Origin of the sequence: Halorubrum sp. SP3 (assembly GCF_005435195.1) — an archaeon.
In the GTDB taxonomy this organism is placed as follows: Archaea; Halobacteriota; Halobacteria; order Halobacteriales; family Haloferacaceae; genus Halorubrum; species Halorubrum sodomense.
Genome location: NZ_SGTU01000003.1, coordinates 1 through 15,679, shown reverse-complemented (window position 1 = coordinate 15,679; position 15,679 = coordinate 1). Strand labels below are relative to the sequence as shown.

Genomic DNA, 15,679 nt, shown 5'->3' with positions numbered 1-15,679 from the left:
GAACGGACGGGCCCGCCGATGACGGACGTCTCGCTCGCGACGAACGTCCCGTTCGCCGTGACCGCGGGCGTGGCGACGTTCTTCTCCCCGTGCGCGTACCCCCTCCTGCCGGGGTACGTCGGTTTTTACGTGAACTCCGTCGACGCCGACTCCGCGTCCGTCCTCGGCGCCGGAGTTCGCGGCGTCGCGGCCGCGGTCGGCGTGCTGGCGACGTTCGCGCTGCTCGCCGGCGCCACCGTCCGGATCGGTTACTCGACGCTGTCGAACATCACCGTCTTCGAGACGTTCGTCGGCGGGCTGTTGATCGCCTTCGGACTGCTCGTGGTCGCCGGGCGCGCGCCGTCGGTGTCCGTACCGCTGCCGCAGCGACGCACCGGCGTGTTCGGCTTCGGCGTCTTCGGGGCGGGGTACGCGCTGGCCGGGGCCGGTTGCGTGGCGCCGGTGTTCCTGGGCGTCGTCGCCCGCGCGATCGCCCTCCCGTCGGAGGCGGCTGTTCTCGTCGTCGCCGTCTACGCGGGCACCGTCGCGGTCCTGATGGCCGCGACGACCGTCGCGACCGGCGTCGGTCTCATCAGCAACGCCAATCGGGTGATGGCGCACGCCGGCCTGCTGAAACGGATCGCGGGCGCCGTGATGATCGCCGCGGGAATCGGACAGCTGTACCTCTCGCTGGTCGTGTACTGACCGACCGCGGCACCGTCCGATCCCTGCCAAACGTTCGCACGCAGCCCGTACATTCTTAAGCCATAGCGCGGAACCCTCTTGTAGCCGAACCGAACGGTTCGGTCCCCGCACCATGAATCTCGATCAGTTCACCGCGGAGAACGCACCGACCGACAGCGCGGAACCGTTCCAGCGCGAGAACAGCTACACCCTCGACGTCGAGGTCGCCGGCACCGTCATGGCGAAGGCGGGCTCGATGGTCGCGTACACGGGCGACGTCTCGTTCACCGGGAAGGCCTCCGCGGAAGGGGGTATCACCGGATTCCTCAAGCAGTCCGCGACCGGCGAAGGGACGCCGATCATGGCCGTCGAGGGCGACGGTCACGTCTACTTCGCGGACAACGGCAAGAAGGTACAGGTGGTCGAACTCGGCGCCGACGAGTCGATCACGGTCAACGGCGAGGACGTGCTCGCGTTCGAGGAGTCGCTCACCTACGAGATCAGCACCATCGACAGCCTCGCCGGAGCGTTCGCGGGCGGCTTCAGCAACGTCTACCTCGAAGGGCCGGGGTACGCCGCGCTCACCACCCACGGCGACCCGATCGTCTTGGAACCGCCGGTGGCGACCGATCCGAGCGCGACCGTCGCGTGGAGCGGCACCTCCCCGGACGTGGAGGTCAACCGGAGCCTCTCCGACATGGTGGGCCAGGAGTCGGGCGAGCGCTACCAGATGCGCTTCGACGGCGCCGGCGGCTTCGTCGTGGTCCAACCGCACGAGGAGCACGTCTGAGACGGCGCCGCTCCGAAGGGATCGGACACCCACCGGTTCCGACCGATCGGCGGCCGACCTGAACGCGGAGATTCGAACGAAACCGACACCGCGAAAGCGACGTCGTGCCGCAACGGACCGTGAATTTAATAGCCGGACGGGAACCTCTCGGGGTATGGAACGCGTAGACGTCGCGATCGTGGGCGGCGGGCCGACCGGGTCGTCCGCGGCGCACGCCGCCGCGACCGGCGGAGCGGACGCCCTGGTCCTCGAGAAGGGAGTCCCCCGAGCCGACCGCGAGGGGCTCGGTCCCGACTCGACCGACGCGGCCGGAATCTTGGATTACTGGGTCGACATCATGGGGATCCACCCCGACGAGTTCGGCGACGGGGTCGTCCAGCGCGAGCTGAACCGCGCCGAGTTCCGCGGCCCCGACGAGTCCGCGACGCTCACCTCGACCGGGATCGACTCCTCGTACGACAAGTTCGGGTACACCTTCCACCGCGCACGCTTCGACGACTGGCTCCGCGACCGCGCCGAGGAGGCCGGCGCCGAGTACCGTGCCGGGACCTCCGTCCGCGGCGTCGACACCGACCTCTCGGTCGGATCCGGTGACGAGGAGCCGCGCCACACGCTCGAACTCGCGGACGGCGGGACCGTGGGCGCAGACTTCGTCGTGCTCGCCGACGGGCCGCAGCGAACCGTGACCAACCGGGTCCTCGACGAGTACCTGCCCGCGGACGCGGCCGCCTCCGACCGGCTCGCTTCCCGCACCGCGAACCACATCGCGTACCAGGAGTACCGGCGCGTCCCCGAGGCGGTGTTCGAGGAGGTGAACGACGCCCTCGTCTTCTGGTGGGGCGTGATGCCGGGCGAGACCGCCTACCCGTGGATATTCCCGAACGCGGACCGCGTCTGTCGGGTCGGGCTGACGATGCCGATCGGACTCGACATCGAGGAGTTCGACCGCGACGCGTACGCGCTGCTCGACGCCGACGACGAGTCGATTCCGCGGGGCGGCGAGTACGTCCGCCGGCTCTTAGAGTGGCAGTACGGCGACGAGTACGACATCGAAGAGGAGTTCCCCGTCGTCGACGACGCCGGGAAGCGGAACGGGACGGAGACCTACCCGATCTCGTCGACGCGACCGATCGACTCGCCGGTCGAGGCCGGCATCGCGGTCGCGGGCGGCGCGATGGGGACGACCTCGGCGTTCCACGAGGGCGGCGACCACGTCGCGGTCCGCACCGGCGCGATCGCGGGCGAACTCGCCGCCGAGGGCGACCTCGCCGCGTACAACCGCCGCTGGAAGGAGGCGATCGGCGACGAGACCGTCCGCAACGTGACGATGGCCGACATGGTCGCGGAGTACGAGCCGGACGACTGGAACCGGGTCATCGGCGCGGCCGACGCGATGCTCGCCGCCGAGACCGGTGACAGCCTCCTCTCGCAGCCGTACCGCTCCGGCTGGGAGTCGCTGAAGCTCATGCTCGGCTACAAGTGGAACAAGCGCCGGGTGAAGAAGGACTACGTCGGCATCGACGAGAGCGAGTACGTCTACTGACGCCGCGTTCGCGCGGCGCGGTGCGGCGTTCGGGCGGCGGCGGCGGGTCCTCCGCCGAGTCCGTCCCGTTACCGGATTACCGGCGCCGCCAGCTCGACGGGCTCGGCCTCGATCCCCGCGACGTCAACCGGTTCGACCTCGTGAGTCGGCCACCGACCGGTCTTCGTGAGCCGTTCGGTCAGATCGGACGTGACGAGGTGGGTGTCTTCGCTTTTCGTGCCCTGAACCGTCGGATTCCACGCGTAGCCCATCGGCCGCCGGACCGCCTCGTCGCCGTCCGGGGTCGCGAACCACTCCCGGCCGGCGAATCCGGCGGCGCCGCCCTGGTGGTGGTTCTCCCACTCGTCCGCGAAGCCGACCGCGTCGTACGCCGCTTGGATGGCCTCGAAGACGTCGCCGGCGGTGTCGGGGGCGGCGTCCTCGGTACCGCCGTCCCGCGAGAGCGCTCCGGCCGCGGCGGCCTCGGTGGCGCGGACCGCGGTCGCCTCGACGCGCGCCGCGGCGCGGTGGCGCTCCTCGAACCAGTCGGGGGCGTCGAACGCGACGGTGCGCGTCATCGAGGCGTACAGCCCCGCGCGCTCGGCGGTGACCGACACGAGCGCGTAGTCGCCGAGAGCGGCGTCAGTCGGCGTGTAGTGACGGAACGCCTGCGCCCGGTCCGCGCCGCCGACGAGCACGACCGGCGTGTCCACGTCGCGGGAGGCGAGCGAGATGTCGATGCCGGCCGCGACCTCGTACTCGGGGTCCTCGGGTTCGAGGTTCCGACAGACGGTCTCGACGGCGGCCGCGACCTCGCGGCCCAGCTCGCGGTAGCGCTCGACGTCGTCGTCGGTGAGCGGCTGTCGGAGGCGGCTGCCGTCGACGGCCTCGAAGCCGGGCACGTCGAAGTCCGCGGCCGCGGGGGCGGGCGAGCGCTCGGCGACCGCCTCGGCGAGCGAGTCGGCGTACCACGGGACCGACTCGACCGCGAACGCGTCCGGGAGCTCCTCCGCGGCGAGCCGGTCCGCCTCGATGTTGTCGGTGATGACGCGGAGGTCGCCGTCGTAGCCGGCGGCCGCGACGCCGGTCGGCGCGTCGGCGTCGACGACGTTGTCGCCGCCGGTGAGCCACGCGAAGCCGTTGGGGCGAGCGAACCAGACCGCCTCGAGCCCGCGCTCGTCGAGGTACGCGTCGAGCCTGTCGGTGCGGGCGGCAGTTTCGACCATACGAACGGACTATCGGCGAGCGGGTAAAAACGGTCGAAAGCCTCGCGCGCCGTCGGCTTCGGGGGCCCGCCGTCGCCCGATCGGCGGGTAGTGACTCACCCCGTCCGGATCCCCGAAACGAAAGGTTCAATTACGTCCCCCGGGTACGACGAGACGCGTCAGTAAGCCCCTGCGGGTTGGTAGTCTAGTCCGGTTATGACACCTCCTTGACATGGAGGAGGCCGGCGGTTCAAATCCGCCCCAACCCATTTTTATCGACACCGCAACCGCGAGCGACAGCGAGCGGTCCGTGTCGACAAAATGGTGCCGCGGATTTGAAGCAGAGAACGGAGCGAGCGCTAGCGAGCGGAGTGACTGAGGTTCAAATCTGCCCCAACCCACTTTTGATTCCTCGCAATTTTGGTAGCATCGCCCGCAGGATATCCGTCTTTTAACAGCGCGTACTGCTGCGCTCTGAGCTTTTCCACTCGGTTATACCGAGTAGTCTGGGTCGAACTCAGCGTGGGCCTGTTTGTACTCTCGAAGGAGATCTCCCACTCCGGTAATCGCAGACTCCATCTCGATGATCGGGTTCTTCCGCATCTCGTGAAGCCCGACTTTCGCCTTTAGCTCGCTGGTGTTCGTCCGGTTCGAGCCCTCGGCGTCGCGGTACTCCCAGTCCTCGTGGTCCATGCTCGCGCACAGGACCTGTGTGACATCGATAGGCGGCGTCTTGTTCGGGGCGGGGGCGTCGTCCGTGGTGGACTTGCTCCGCGCGTTTATCCGATAGTGGATTCCGAGGAGCCACCCCTCGACATTGTGGTGTGCGTAGAACGTGTTCCCCTTCGACGCTTTGACTTCCAAGCCCGGACCGTTGTCGGAATCCTTGACTGCGTAATTGTCCGGCCATTCGTGATCGGTCCCATCGTAGAGCAAGTCCGGGTATCCGTCGTCGAGACGGTTGAGGACGAAGTCCGGAGACTCTTCCGCAAAACGAGTGGTTAGTCGGTGACTGACGAAGCCACCAATCGCGTTGTTCGCTCGGAACTGCTCGTGGAACCGTCCGTACCCTTGTTCGAGGTGCCACTCATTCACCTCGTGCCAGTACTCGTAGAAGCTCTCGATCGCGCTTACGACCTGCGAGACTTCGAGTCCATAGGGGAGTTCCGCGTCGCGGTTGACGAAGCGCTCTCGGACCTCTGGCCGCTTCATGTTTCGTCGAGCCCCATCTGTACGTCCGAGTCAGCGAGATGGTCGAGGACGCGGTTGTCCGGGTCGATGCTCGCAACGAACCGTAAGAGTCGCTGAACGCCGTCGGGATTCTCCTCGATGTTGGCGAAGAAGTGAACCATCCCGTGAAGCGCCCGGTTCTGCTTGTGGTAGTCCCAGAATCGAAGCTGTCGGCTGATGTCCTCGTCATCCAGAACCCGGACATCTGCTTCTTCGAGCGTTTCGCGGGCTTCCGGACTCACCTCTGTACAGATCGCGATGGCGATGGCGGTCGTGTTCTGTGCGACCTTCATCATCGTGCCGAGTTCGGCACTGACGTTCGATTCATCGATAACGCGGTCCTTGACCTCGACCGAGATCATGAGGTCGGGACCGTGGTACCCGTCAATGTCGCCGTACCGCTGTTGACGCGAGGAGCCGGTTCGGACCTTACTCACGCGGAGAGACAAGTGCGGCCACTCCGCTTTGACGTACCCGTAACAGAGTGCCTGGTACGCCGATCCGCCCTGTTCATTTGGGGCCTTGCGTGTGTAGTCTCGGAGTACCTTCAGGAAGGGCTCTTCGAGCGGCGGGTCATGCCGTTCGTACTCGCTCGATTCCAACCGCTCTAGACCGAGGTCGAAGAGTTCCTGTGCGGCGACGAAGCGACCGTCGCGAGAGAGCCGGAACGCGAGTTCGAGCATGTCGTCGTACCGCTCCCACTCGCCGGTGTGGTGGCCCGGTGAGCTCGGGAAATTGGTTCGGTTCAGGTCCTCCCGGAACAGTTCGATCAGCTCGTTGTGGAACGCTCGGATCCCTTCCCGAGTGTCACCGCGTTTCAGTGTCAGCGACGACTTCGCCGTGCTCTCGTAGCGGTCGAGGATGTCGTCGACAGTGATGTCAGGGTTAAAACCGGCCAGCCAGTCGTCGTACTTTGCCAGTTCTTCGGCGAGGACAACAAAGTCGATCGCGAGCCCTAGCGTCCCTTTCGAAGATGCGAACTGCGTCCCCGCCTCAGAAACGAGCGCATCAATCACATTGCGCTCAGCGTCTGAGATCCCATCGCCAAAGCCGTCGGATGCCGACAGATCCGATTGATTCCCGAAATAGGTGGCCGGGAAATGGCTCTGTAAAAACATCTCTATCGCTTCATCGTCGTGGTCGGCACGATCGTCGCTCCATCTACTCATCTGCGTATACTGTCCGGTCAACAGACACGCTTAGAAAAGTTGGCATTGGAAAACGAGAAACTAAGTAGAGGAAAATTCACGCTAGACGTTCCCTACTGGGACTGATTCCGATGGCGCTTCCGAGGTTGTTTTTGGAATCTGCCAGAAAACTATTCGACTCCTATTAGTCAGCGAAGTCAAGCGTGACCTGCTGCGCGTGGCCGCCGATATCCGACTTCTCCTCCTCGAACTCGGCGAGGTCCATCCCACCACAGCGGAGCTTGTAGATGCGCTCTCGCTCCTCGTCGGTCAGCGTCTGGCTGTAGACGCTCTGCTTGAGGTAGTAGCCGACGGACTCCGCGAGGTACGGCGGCACCGCGTTCCCGATCTGTTTCCGGACCGAGACGAGGCCGCCATCGAAGCGGTACCAGTCGGGGAACGTCTGTAAGCGCGCCCCCTCGCGCGGCGTGAGCCCGCGATGCTGGAACGGATGGATACACCGGGCGCTAGAGGGCTTCGACATGTTCGAGGTGATCGCGACGGCCGGCTCCCGCGAGTCGAGTCGAGAGTAGGAGTTGTGGTAGCCCGAGGACGGCTGGAGCTCGTCCGGGATCTCGGTTCGGTTTCCACCGTCAGAGATGTGCGAAATCATCTCCACCATGTCCTCGGTGTGGTTCGCGGCTTGGTGGTGGGTGAGATCGGTGTTGTCGCCGCGGAGGTCATCCTGAATGACCGTCGTCGGCTCGACGTCGTACTCGGTCTTCTCCTCGCCGGGACCGACTTCGGGGAGGTCGCCGATTCCGGCGATCACGCCGGGGGTCTCGATCGGGTCTAACTCGAAGCCGTCGAAGGGGAACTCGGTCGTCGAGCGCTTCGTCGCGAGCACCAGCAGGCGGTGACGCTGCTGCGGGACGCCGAAGTCGGACGCCTTTACGACGCGGTAGCTGACATCGTAGCCCATCTCGCCGAACGACTCCTCGACGGCGTCGAGAAACTTCCCGTCGGCGGTGTTTTGCATCCCACGGACGTTCTCGAACAGTGCCGCCTTCGGGTCGAGCTCGTTCACCCACGAGATGAAGTTCACGAAGAGGTGGTTTCGGTCGTCGCTCCCGTCGGGACTGACCACCTCGGAGAATCCCTGACAGGGCGGGCCACCGGCGACGAGGTCGACGGTGTCGCGGCCGACGACCTCGGTGACATCCTGGTTGTCAACCCCGCGGATGTCCTGTGTCAGCTCCGTCGGTTCCAGACCCTCGCGATTGTTCGCGAACGAGGCGCGGGCGTCGTCGTCGACCTCGACCGCGTGGACGAGCTCGAAGCCGGCGCGTTCGAGGCCGACGGAGAGTCCGCCCGCTCCCGCGAACAGATCGACGTAGGTCAGGTCCTGCTGACTCATCTATCGGAAAGTGCCGCTCAACTGTATTTAATCGTTGGTACTGGGAAAATCGTTAGGGAGACGGCTCGTCCGGGTGACGCTCGTCACGGAGCCGGATCTTCCTGAGCAAATTTCATATCGTGGGGCGCTGAAGTCGACGTATGAGCGGTGACCTCGTTGAGCTCCCGATCGAAGTGGATGTCACACCGGAACGGTACGGGACACTTCGATCGGTGAATGTCGTGTCTGGAGACGATATTCCGCCGGCGTTGGATTCGCAGGAGTGGCGGCTCGAAGAGCTCTCCGTGGAGTCGCACGTCCGGGATCAGATCGATGTTAGAGCGATTGATGAAACAACGAACGTCGGTGTACTTCGAGTTGATACTAATACGCTAGAGTGGGAGTTCCTCGAAAATAAACGCTGACCCTTGTATAGATCTATAACTCACATTCGGGTGGCGTCCCCGTTCGAGGCCTCACTGTCCGTCGGGTTCTGTGCCTCGACGGCATCATTGTCGTCATCAATGTAGGTCCAATTCTCGGTGTCGAGTCGGCCGTCGAGATACGCCTCACCGTCGTCAGTGATCATGTAGACACCGTTTCCGAGATCTTTGACGAGACCCTCTTCAGCTAGCTTCTTACATCGTCGGTGGACCTGAACACGTGAATATCGAATCGGTCCCTCCCTCTTCATTTTCGTTGGAGAACCAGATTCGTGTTCAGAGAGATACTCCAAAATCCGATCGTCAGCAGCAGACATCCACTCTCCCGCATATCTCATATAATACACTGGCGCACCCATATTTAATATAAGACCGTATAGTGTTTTCAATCACTTTCCGTACATTCAAGTAACGAGAGAATTCATATGTAGCCACAGAACCCAAGTGACGAGCCCTCGGCGAGTGACAAAATGTAGGAATCCCGGCCGCGGTGTTGGAGCACCCGGCCGGGTCGGGTTCTGTGCCGTGACACAGAACCATGCCAACGATGGCAACTGCGGGGCTTAAGCCCTGCGTGACGACCGGAGAATCGAGCGAACCCACCGACTGCGCACGCTGTCCAGCGCCGGCTGACGGCTACGACGCCGCACGCGGCGTGCCCGTCTACCACGACTGCGCGGAGGACGACGCATGAGCGCGGAGTGCGCGCCTGACCGCAATGCGCTCGCCGACCTCACCGCGTTCCGGCGCGACCTGCTCTGGGCGCTCTCCCACGAGAACGCCCGCAAGGGGACGGCCCTGAAGGCGGACCTCGCCGACTACTACGGCGAGGCGATCAACCACAGCCGCCTCTACCAGAACCTCGACAGGCTGGTCGAGCGCGACCTCGTCGCCAAGCGGGCACGCGACAGGCGCACCAACGAGTACCGACTCACCGAGACCGCGCGTCGCGCGCTCGGAGCGCGCCGCGCGTGGCAAGCTGGGGGTGAAGCGTGAGGGTCGCCCACGGCGACCTTCAGATGCGAACTTTCTTTTACTTCACCCCGGAGGCTATGCGTAGATGAGTGACCGAGGCGGTCGAGCGCCGGATCGGACCGAATCGCCGGCTTCGAACGGTGAAACGGCGGATTCCCGCTCTCCAACGCCGTCCGCCTCGCCCGCCGACGCGGCCGACGACGGGGCGTCGACTGGACGGCTGATCGTCGTCTGCGGGCTTCCGGGCGTCGGCAAGACGACGGTCGCCGAGCGAGTCGCGGCCCACGTCGACGGTCGGATCCGGCGGACCGACGTGATTCGCAAGGAACTGTTTCCCGACCCCGAGTACACCGACGCGGAGACCGAGGCCGTCTACGCCGAGCTCCTCTCTCGCGCCCGCGAGGACGTGGAGGCCGGCGGCGCCGTCGTCCTCGACGCGACGTTCGCGGACGCACGGTTCCGGACGCAGGCCCGCGAGACGGCGGCCGAGGCCGGGGTCGCGTTCGACCTCGTCGAGGTCGCCTGCGACGAGGAGGTCGTCGAGCGCCGGATCGAGCGCCGCGACGGGATCAGCGACGCCGACTTCGAGATCCACCTCCGCTTCAAGGAACTGTTCGACGAGGTGGCGGCCGACCACGTCGTCGTCGACAACTCCGGCACGCAGGCGGAGGCGTTCGCGCAGGTCGACGCCGCGTTCGGAACGGACGTGTCGGCCGAGGACGCGACGGTCGATTCCGACGGCCGATCGGCGGCGCTCACCGACGCGGAGTGAGGCGGCCACGGGTCGACGCATAACCGTCGCAGTCGTGCGAACGAGTCGCGTGGCGGGCGCACACACCCATCTCCAATCACTTATACGGGCGAGCGTACAACGGAAGGTATGAGCGAAGAATCCGGGCGGAAGAACCTCCGAATGCCCAACGACGACGAAGTGTTCGCCGTGGTGACGGAACACCTCGGCGGCAACCACGTTCAGCTGCGCTGCGCCGACGGCGAGGAGCGGCTCGGCCGGATCCCCGGCCGCATGAAGTACCGAACGTGGATCAGCGAGGGCGACGTGGTCCTCGCCGAGCCGTGGGACTGGCAGGACGAGAAGGCGAACGTCGAGTGGCGGTACGAGGACGAGGACGCCGACCAGCTCCGCCGCGAAGGCCACATCCAGTAGTCGAAGTACCGCGCCGCACCGGGTCGCCGCCGACTGTCTCCTTGCGATCTCTCTCCGCTCCGACACCGTCAGGTCCGGGGTTCGCTCGCTCGATCCGACGGGATTTTCGAACGCGGATAGCCACCGCACCGGCTCGTATCGCGACGCTGCCGGACGGCCGGTACGCGCTTTTCTTGCCATAGTATTGTGAATACTATCCAAAACCATTATCACCACGCGGCGCGTAGGCGTAGGTATGAGTTCGACAGAAGCCGCACCCGGAGAGCCGATCCAGCTGACCGACGCCGACGCGTTCGACGAACACGTCGCCGACGGCGTCGTCCTCGTCGACTTCTACGCCGACTGGTGCGGCCCGTGTCAGATGATGGAGCCCGCCGTCGAGGCGGTCGCGGAAGACACCGACGCGACGGTGTTGAAGGTCGACGTCGACGTCCACCAGGCGCTGGCCGGCGAGTACGGCGTTCAGGGCATCCCGACCCTGCTCGTGTTCTCGGACGGCGAGCTCGCAGAGCGCATGGTCGGGGCGCAGAGCGAGCGGGCGCTTGCCGACGCGATCGGCGAGCACACCGCCTGAGCGTACCTTCGGGCATCGCACACGGAATCACCCGAACGCGGTCACCGATTGGCCAGTCGCGGCCCGAGTGGCCGAAACCGACACCATGAGAACGATCCAACTCGACGACGACGGTATGACCCCGAGAGAGCTCCGCGCGGACGTCCCGGCCCTCGGCGACGCGGCGTACTTCAACTTCGGCGCGCACGGACCGAGCCCGGAGTACGTCGTCGAGGCGGCCGCCTCGTTCATCGAGGAGCACGAGTACGGCTCCGCGGCGACCGACCCGTACGAACACGCGTTCGAGACGTACGAGCGGGTGCGCGAGCGGATCGCGGCGTTCGTCGGCGCCGCCCCGGAGGAAGTCGCGCTTACGGAGAGCACCACCGACGGGATCACCCGCGTGGCGGGCGCTATCGACTGGGAACCGGGCGACGTCGTCGTCCGAACCGACCTCGAACACCCGGCCGGGGTCCTCCCGTGGCAGCGGCTCGAACGCGAGGGGATAGAGGTGCGCGTCCTGGAGACCGAGGACGGCCGCGTCGACCGCGAGGAGTACGCCGAGGCCGTCGCGGACGCCCGCCTCGTCTGCTTCAGCGCGATCACGTGGACCCACGGCACTCGCCTTCCGGTCGCCGACCTCGTCGAGGTCGCGAACGACGCGGGCGCGTTCACCCTCGTCGACGCGGTCCAGTCGCCCGGTCAGGTCCCGATGGACGTACACGAGTGGGGCGCCGACGCGGTCGCCGCAGCCGGCCACAAGTGGACGCTCGGCCCGTGGGGCGCCGGCTTCCTCTACGTCGACCGCGACGCCGCGGCCGACCTCGCGCCGCGCGCGGTCGGCTACCGGAGCGTCGAGGACCCGACCGGCGAGGCGATCGAGTTCAAGCCGGCGGCGGGACGCCTCGAGGTCGGGACGACCACCGCCGCGGCGCACGTCGGCCTCGCCGAGGCGCTCGACGCGATCGACGCGGTCGGCCTGGACGCGATCGAGTCGCGGATCGAGTCGCTCACCGATCGCCTCAAAGCCGGCGTTCCCGACGACCGACTCCTCAGCCCGCGGTCCTACGAGTCGGGACTCGTCACGATCGACGTCGACGATCCGGAGGCGACCGTCGAGCGACTGGCCGACGACGACATCGTCGTCCGGTCGCTGCCGCACCCCGACGGGGTCAGAGCGTCGGTTCACGCGGTCTCGACGGAGGCCGAGATCGACCGGCTGATCGACGCGCTCGACGCGGAGTGGTGAGCCGCGATCGGAGACGCCGCCGCGCGGACCCGTGCTCGGACACCGGGCGACCGGACACGTTAAAGCACTCGCCGTACAAGACCGCGCATGGGATTTCACACGTTCGACGCCGACCGGGCGGAGCGGCTAGATCGACCCGACCGCTACCGCTGGGTGTCCGCGGAGGAGCTGGTCGGTCCGCTGATCGAGGGCGGCGTCGAGGTCGTCGCCGACCTCGGTAGCGGCACCGGTTTTTACACCGACGACGTCGCCGAGCACGCCGAGACGGTCTACGGCGTCGATGTCCAGTCCGAGATGCACGAGTACTACCGCGAGAAGGGCGCTCCAGACAACGTCGACCTCGTCGCGAGCGACGTCGCAGACCTCCCGTTCGCGGACGGCGAGATCGACGGCGCGTTCTCGACGATGACGTACCACGAGTTCGCGAGCCCGGAAGCGATCGACGAGGTCGCCCGCGTCATCCGCTCGGACGGACGGCTCGTCGTGTTCGACTGGTCGGCCGACGGCGGCGGCGACCACGGGCCCCCGGTCGACGAGCGCTACCCCGTGAGCGACGCGCGCGACGCGCTCGCCGAGGCCGGGTTCGACGTAGAGCGTGCGGAGACGCGGACCGAGACGTTCGCGCTCGTCGCGCGAGCGCCGTAGGCGGCGGCCCCCTGACGCGGCTATCGAGCGGCTCGAAGCGGCGCAGAAACGACCTACAGGGTCGGATTCGAACGTTCGTGAAGAAATACCGTTAGGTGCGTTCGGCTCGTACGCGGGGTATGTCCGTTCGTCTCCGATCGGTTGCCGTCGCAGCGTTCGCCCTGTTCGCGACGCTCGTCGCTCGGCCGGCCGCGGCCCACGTCGACTACGTCACCGAGGACTCGGGCGACCCGCTCGACGCGATGGCGTTCATCGCGGAAGTGCTGTCGGACCCGTTCAACGCGGCACTATTCGCGGGCTCCGGGCTCCTCGCGACCGCCGGAATCGGCGCGTACCTCTGGGTGCGCCCGACCGTCGTCGACGTCGTCGTCCTCCGCGAGAAGCTCGCCAGCTACGGCGACCTCGTCCCGTGGATGCTGCGGCTCGCCGTCGGGCTCCCCCTCGTCGGCGCCGGCTTCCAAGGGTACCTGTTCGCACCGACGCTCTCGTTCGAACCGGCGACCAGCCCGCTGCTCCGCGTCCTCTTCATCGGGCTCGGCTTCTTCACCCTCTTCGGGCTCGCGACGCGGATCACCGCCGCGGCCGGCCTGCTGACGTACGCGTGGGTGCTCGTCGCCGTCGACCCGCTCGTCGTTCTCGCCGTGGAGTACGTCCCGGTGCTCCTCGCGCTGCTCGTCCTCGGTGGCGGTCGGCCGAGCGCCGACGACATGCTGCTCGAGGTCGCCAGCACGCCGGGGTCGTACTACGGCCGGATCGACCCGGTCCACCACCTGAAGTCGTTCCTCGACGAGGCGACCGCCCCGCTCAGGCGGTACGTCCCCACTGTGCTCCGGGTCGGCATGGGCGTCTCGTTCGTCTACCTCGGCCTGATCCAGAAGCTCGCCGATCCGGCGAGCGCGCTACAGGTCGTCGAGAAGTACGACCTCACGTCGGTCGTCCCCGTCGACCCGGGGCTGTGGGTCGTCGGCGCCGGCGTTACCGAGGTCGCCGTGGGCCTCGCGCTGATCGCGGGCTTCTTCACCCGGGGCGCGGCCGCGCTCTCGTTCGTCCTGTTCACGACGACGCTGTTCGGGCTCCCGGACGACCCGGTCCTCGCTCACGTGGCGCTGTTCGGCCTCGCGTCGGCCGTCTTCGCGCTCGGCGCCGGCCCGCTCTCCGTCGACCGGCTGATCGGTCGCCCGGCGCTCGACGACGGCGAGGAACCGGTCGCGGCGGCCGACTAACGTTCCGGTCGCCGCGTCCTCGCTGCGGGGGCGGCGCTCAGCCCGGTCGGCGGTTTTTAAGTCGCTCTCGCGCGGTGAGACACGTATGCGCGTGGACCTCGGCAACGCCCTGGAGACGACCCCCGGGCTCACGACGGAAACGCTGGACAGACTCGACGACCGCGTCGCGGCCGCGCACGAGCGGATCGCGGCCGGGATGGCCGACGACAAGTTCGGGTACGCCGCCCTGAACCTCCCCGAGACCGCGGACCCGAGCGAGATCCGCGCCGCGGTCGACGGGTTCGACCGCCCCGAGGCGGTGCTGACGGTCGGTATCGGCGGGAGCGCCCTCGGCGCGGCGACGCTCGCGACGGCCCTCGACAGCGACGTCGACGCGTACTTCCTCGACAACGTCGACCCGGACGACACCCGGTCCCTGCTCGCGTCCCTCCCGCTCGACGACACCGTCGTCAACGTGGTCTCGAAGTCGGGGACGACCGCGGAGACGCTCGCGAACTTCCTCGTCGTCCGCGAGGCGATGGCCGACGCGGGCGTCGACTGGACCGAGCGGACCCTCGTCACTACGGGCGAGTCGGGGAACCTCCGCGAACTGTCCGACCGTCACGACCTCCCCTCGCTACCGGTTCCCGACGGGGTTCCCGGACGCTTCTCGGCGCTGTCGACCGTCGGACTCGCGGTCGCCGCGCTCCAGGGTCACGACATCGAGGCCGTCCTCGCGGGCGGCCGCGACGGGATGGACGCGCTGGCCGGCTCGCTGTACGAGTCGCCCGCGTACGCCTACGGCGCGGCGACGTACGCGCTCGCGGAGCGGGGCGCGCTCACCAACGCCGTGATGCCGTACGCGGAGTCGCTGGAGACGTTCGCGGAGTGGTTCGCCCAGCTCTGGGCCGAGAGCCTCGGGAAGGACGGACTCGGGCAGACCCCCGCCCGCGCGCTCGGCGCGACCGACCAGCACTCCCAGCTCCAGTTGTACCGCGCCGGGCCGCCGGACAAGCTGGTGACGCTCGTGCGACCCACGGAGCGCGCCGACGTGCCGATTCCCGAGACCGACCTCGACGGGCTCGCGTACCTCGGCGGCTCGTCGCTCGGCGGGCTGCTCGACGCCGAGTTCGAGGCGACGGAGGCGAGCCTCGCGGCGGCCGGCGTCCCCAACGTGCGCGTCGAGATCGACCGCGTCGACGAGCGCGCGCTGGGGGAGCTGCTGTTCGGGACGGAGGCGGCCTGCGTGCTGTACGGCGAGCTCGCGAGCGTGTCGACGTTCACGCAGCCGGCCGTCGAGTGGGGGAAGAAGGCGGCCCGGGGGCTGCTCGGCGGCGGCGACTTCGCGGAGGCCGAGGCGGTCGAGGAGAAGCGCGAGCTGCGGATCGACTGAGGCCGCGGCCGGCGGGTCGAGAGTCGACGCCGCCGATCCCCTTCCGGTGCGCCTAAAGCCCCGCGAACCGTACCGCCGACGATGAGCGAAGACCCCCTGACGGCCGCGGTCGGGGAGCGGG

At 67.2% G+C, this 15,679-nt stretch carries 17 protein-coding genes and 1 tRNA gene; 13 read left to right on the top strand and 5 right to left on the bottom strand.

Annotation, left to right across the window (positions count from 1 at the left end; translation table 11 throughout):
• The first annotated feature begins 18 nt into the window (after positions 1-18).
• From EXE42_RS02780 to EXE42_RS02770, 3 genes are all read left to right on the top strand, one after another.
• Positions 19-684 carry a cytochrome c biogenesis protein CcdA gene (locus EXE42_RS02780; RefSeq protein WP_092920355.1) on the top strand — a complete coding sequence of 222 codons (666 nt, stop codon included), beginning with the start codon at positions 19-21 and terminating at the stop codon, positions 682-684.
• A gap of 112 nt (positions 685-796) precedes the next feature.
• Entirely contained in the window at positions 797-1,453 is a 657-nt protein-coding gene (locus EXE42_RS02775) for an AIM24 family protein (protein WP_092920354.1), read from the top strand.
• A gap of 154 nt (positions 1,454-1,607) precedes the next feature.
• Positions 1,608-2,996, top strand: a complete 1,389-nt coding sequence (locus EXE42_RS02770; protein WP_092920353.1) for an NAD(P)/FAD-dependent oxidoreductase — start codon at positions 1,608-1,610, stop codon at positions 2,994-2,996.
• Positions 2,997-3,064: 68 nt separating this feature from the next.
• Here the strand turns inward: EXE42_RS02770 and EXE42_RS02765 are convergent, their stop codons facing one another.
• Positions 3,065-4,201 (bottom strand): Xaa-Pro peptidase family protein, encoded by a 1,137-nt coding sequence (locus tag EXE42_RS02765; RefSeq protein ID WP_137693617.1) that lies wholly within the window; start codon positions 4,199-4,201, stop codon positions 3,065-3,067.
• Positions 4,202-4,374: 173 nt separating this feature from the next.
• Between EXE42_RS02765 and EXE42_RS02760 the strand changes: the two genes are divergently transcribed.
• A tRNA-Val gene (locus EXE42_RS02760) sits at positions 4,375-4,449 on the top strand.
• Positions 4,450-4,672: 223 nt separating this feature from the next.
• Here EXE42_RS02760 and EXE42_RS02755 read toward each other — a convergent pair.
• From EXE42_RS02755 to EXE42_RS02745, 3 genes are all read right to left on the bottom strand, one after another.
• Positions 4,673-5,392: a hypothetical protein gene (locus EXE42_RS02755; protein WP_092920351.1), complete on the bottom strand. Its 720-nt coding sequence runs from the start codon at positions 5,390-5,392 to the stop codon at positions 4,673-4,675.
• Complete coding sequence (locus tag EXE42_RS02750) at positions 5,389-6,579, bottom strand: hypothetical protein (protein WP_137705849.1); 1,191 nt, start codon at positions 6,577-6,579, stop codon at positions 5,389-5,391. The genes EXE42_RS02755 and EXE42_RS02750 overlap by 4 nt, the downstream gene beginning before the upstream one ends.
• A 163-nt stretch (positions 6,580-6,742) precedes the next feature.
• On the bottom strand, positions 6,743-7,954 hold the full coding sequence (locus EXE42_RS02745) for a DNA cytosine methyltransferase (protein ID WP_092920349.1): 1,212 nt from the start codon (positions 7,952-7,954) through the stop codon (positions 6,743-6,745).
• Positions 7,955-8,094: 140 nt separating this feature from the next.
• Between EXE42_RS02745 and EXE42_RS02740 the strand changes: the two genes are divergently transcribed.
• Positions 8,095-8,358, top strand: a complete 264-nt coding sequence (locus EXE42_RS02740; protein ID WP_137693613.1) for a hypothetical protein — start codon at positions 8,095-8,097, stop codon at positions 8,356-8,358.
• Positions 8,359-8,378: 20 nt separating this feature from the next.
• Here the strand turns inward: EXE42_RS02740 and EXE42_RS02735 are convergent, their stop codons facing one another.
• Positions 8,379-8,714 (bottom strand): winged helix-turn-helix domain-containing protein, encoded by a 336-nt coding sequence (locus EXE42_RS02735; protein WP_092920347.1) that lies wholly within the window; start codon positions 8,712-8,714, stop codon positions 8,379-8,381.
• 352 nt (positions 8,715-9,066) lie between these two features.
• On the opposite strand from EXE42_RS02735, the gene EXE42_RS02730 reads away from it, so the two are divergent.
• The 8 genes from EXE42_RS02730 (at position 9,067) to EXE42_RS02695 (ending at position 15,558) form a co-directional block, all read left to right on the top strand.
• Positions 9,067-9,372: a helix-turn-helix transcriptional regulator gene (locus EXE42_RS02730; protein ID WP_092920346.1), complete on the top strand. Its 306-nt coding sequence runs from the start codon at positions 9,067-9,069 to the stop codon at positions 9,370-9,372.
• A 64-nt stretch (positions 9,373-9,436) separates the two neighbouring features.
• Positions 9,437-10,123 carry an AAA family ATPase gene (locus EXE42_RS02725; protein WP_092920345.1) on the top strand — a complete coding sequence of 229 codons (687 nt, stop codon included), beginning with the start codon at positions 9,437-9,439 and terminating at the stop codon, positions 10,121-10,123.
• A 108-nt stretch (positions 10,124-10,231) separates the two neighbouring features.
• The gene (locus EXE42_RS02720; protein ID WP_004595341.1) at positions 10,232-10,516 is read left to right on the top strand and encodes a translation initiation factor eIF-1A; all 285 of its coding nucleotides are present in this window, start codon (positions 10,232-10,234) and stop codon (positions 10,514-10,516) included.
• 235 nt (positions 10,517-10,751) lie between these two features.
• Positions 10,752-11,090, top strand: a complete 339-nt coding sequence (gene trxA / locus EXE42_RS02715) for a thioredoxin (RefSeq protein WP_092920344.1) — start codon at positions 10,752-10,754, stop codon at positions 11,088-11,090.
• Positions 11,091-11,175: 85 nt separating this feature from the next.
• Positions 11,176-12,318 (top strand): aminotransferase class V-fold PLP-dependent enzyme, encoded by a 1,143-nt coding sequence (locus tag EXE42_RS02710; protein ID WP_137693611.1) that lies wholly within the window; start codon positions 11,176-11,178, stop codon positions 12,316-12,318.
• Positions 12,319-12,405: 87 nt separating this feature from the next.
• Positions 12,406-12,963 carry a class I SAM-dependent methyltransferase gene (locus EXE42_RS02705; RefSeq protein WP_092920343.1) on the top strand — a complete coding sequence of 186 codons (558 nt, stop codon included), beginning with the start codon at positions 12,406-12,408 and terminating at the stop codon, positions 12,961-12,963.
• A gap of 119 nt (positions 12,964-13,082) precedes the next feature.
• Positions 13,083-14,186: a DoxX family protein gene (locus EXE42_RS02700; protein WP_092920342.1), complete on the top strand. Its 1,104-nt coding sequence runs from the start codon at positions 13,083-13,085 to the stop codon at positions 14,184-14,186.
• A gap of 85 nt (positions 14,187-14,271) precedes the next feature.
• The gene (locus EXE42_RS02695; protein ID WP_137705848.1) at positions 14,272-15,558 is read left to right on the top strand and encodes a glucose-6-phosphate isomerase; all 1,287 of its coding nucleotides are present in this window, start codon (positions 14,272-14,274) and stop codon (positions 15,556-15,558) included.
• Positions 15,559-15,679 lie beyond the last annotated feature (121 nt).

Bases quoted from the DNA above. Each gene is read 5' to 3' on its own strand.
- EXE42_RS02780 (WP_092920355.1), top strand. From the start codon at position 19: ATGACGGACGTCTCGCTCGCGACGAACGTCCCGTTCGCCGTGACCGCG.
- EXE42_RS02775 (WP_092920354.1), top strand. From the start codon at position 797: ATGAATCTCGATCAGTTCACCGCGGAGAACGCACCGACCGACAGCGCG.
- EXE42_RS02770 (WP_092920353.1), top strand. From the start codon at position 1,608: ATGGAACGCGTAGACGTCGCGATCGTGGGCGGCGGGCCGACCGGGTCG.
- EXE42_RS02765 (WP_137693617.1), bottom strand. From the start codon at position 4,201: ATGGTCGAAACTGCCGCCCGCACCGACAGGCTCGACGCGTACCTCGAC.
- EXE42_RS02755 (WP_092920351.1), bottom strand. From the start codon at position 5,392: ATGAAGCGGCCAGAGGTCCGAGAGCGCTTCGTCAACCGCGACGCGGAA.
- EXE42_RS02750 (WP_137705849.1), bottom strand. From the start codon at position 6,579: ATGAGTAGATGGAGCGACGATCGTGCCGACCACGACGATGAAGCGATA.
- EXE42_RS02745 (WP_092920349.1), bottom strand. From the start codon at position 7,954: ATGAGTCAGCAGGACCTGACCTACGTCGATCTGTTCGCGGGAGCGGGC.
- EXE42_RS02740 (WP_137693613.1), top strand. From the start codon at position 8,095: ATGAGCGGTGACCTCGTTGAGCTCCCGATCGAAGTGGATGTCACACCG.
- EXE42_RS02735 (WP_092920347.1), bottom strand. From the start codon at position 8,714: ATGAGATATGCGGGAGAGTGGATGTCTGCTGCTGACGATCGGATTTTG.
- EXE42_RS02730 (WP_092920346.1), top strand. From the start codon at position 9,067: ATGAGCGCGGAGTGCGCGCCTGACCGCAATGCGCTCGCCGACCTCACC.
- EXE42_RS02725 (WP_092920345.1), top strand. From the start codon at position 9,437: ATGAGTGACCGAGGCGGTCGAGCGCCGGATCGGACCGAATCGCCGGCT.
- EXE42_RS02720 (WP_004595341.1), top strand. From the start codon at position 10,232: ATGAGCGAAGAATCCGGGCGGAAGAACCTCCGAATGCCCAACGACGAC.
- trxA (WP_092920344.1), top strand. From the start codon at position 10,752: ATGAGTTCGACAGAAGCCGCACCCGGAGAGCCGATCCAGCTGACCGAC.
- EXE42_RS02710 (WP_137693611.1), top strand. From the start codon at position 11,176: ATGAGAACGATCCAACTCGACGACGACGGTATGACCCCGAGAGAGCTC.
- EXE42_RS02705 (WP_092920343.1), top strand. From the start codon at position 12,406: ATGGGATTTCACACGTTCGACGCCGACCGGGCGGAGCGGCTAGATCGA.
- EXE42_RS02700 (WP_092920342.1), top strand. From the start codon at position 13,083: ATGTCCGTTCGTCTCCGATCGGTTGCCGTCGCAGCGTTCGCCCTGTTC.
- EXE42_RS02695 (WP_137705848.1), top strand. From the start codon at position 14,272: ATGCGCGTGGACCTCGGCAACGCCCTGGAGACGACCCCCGGGCTCACG.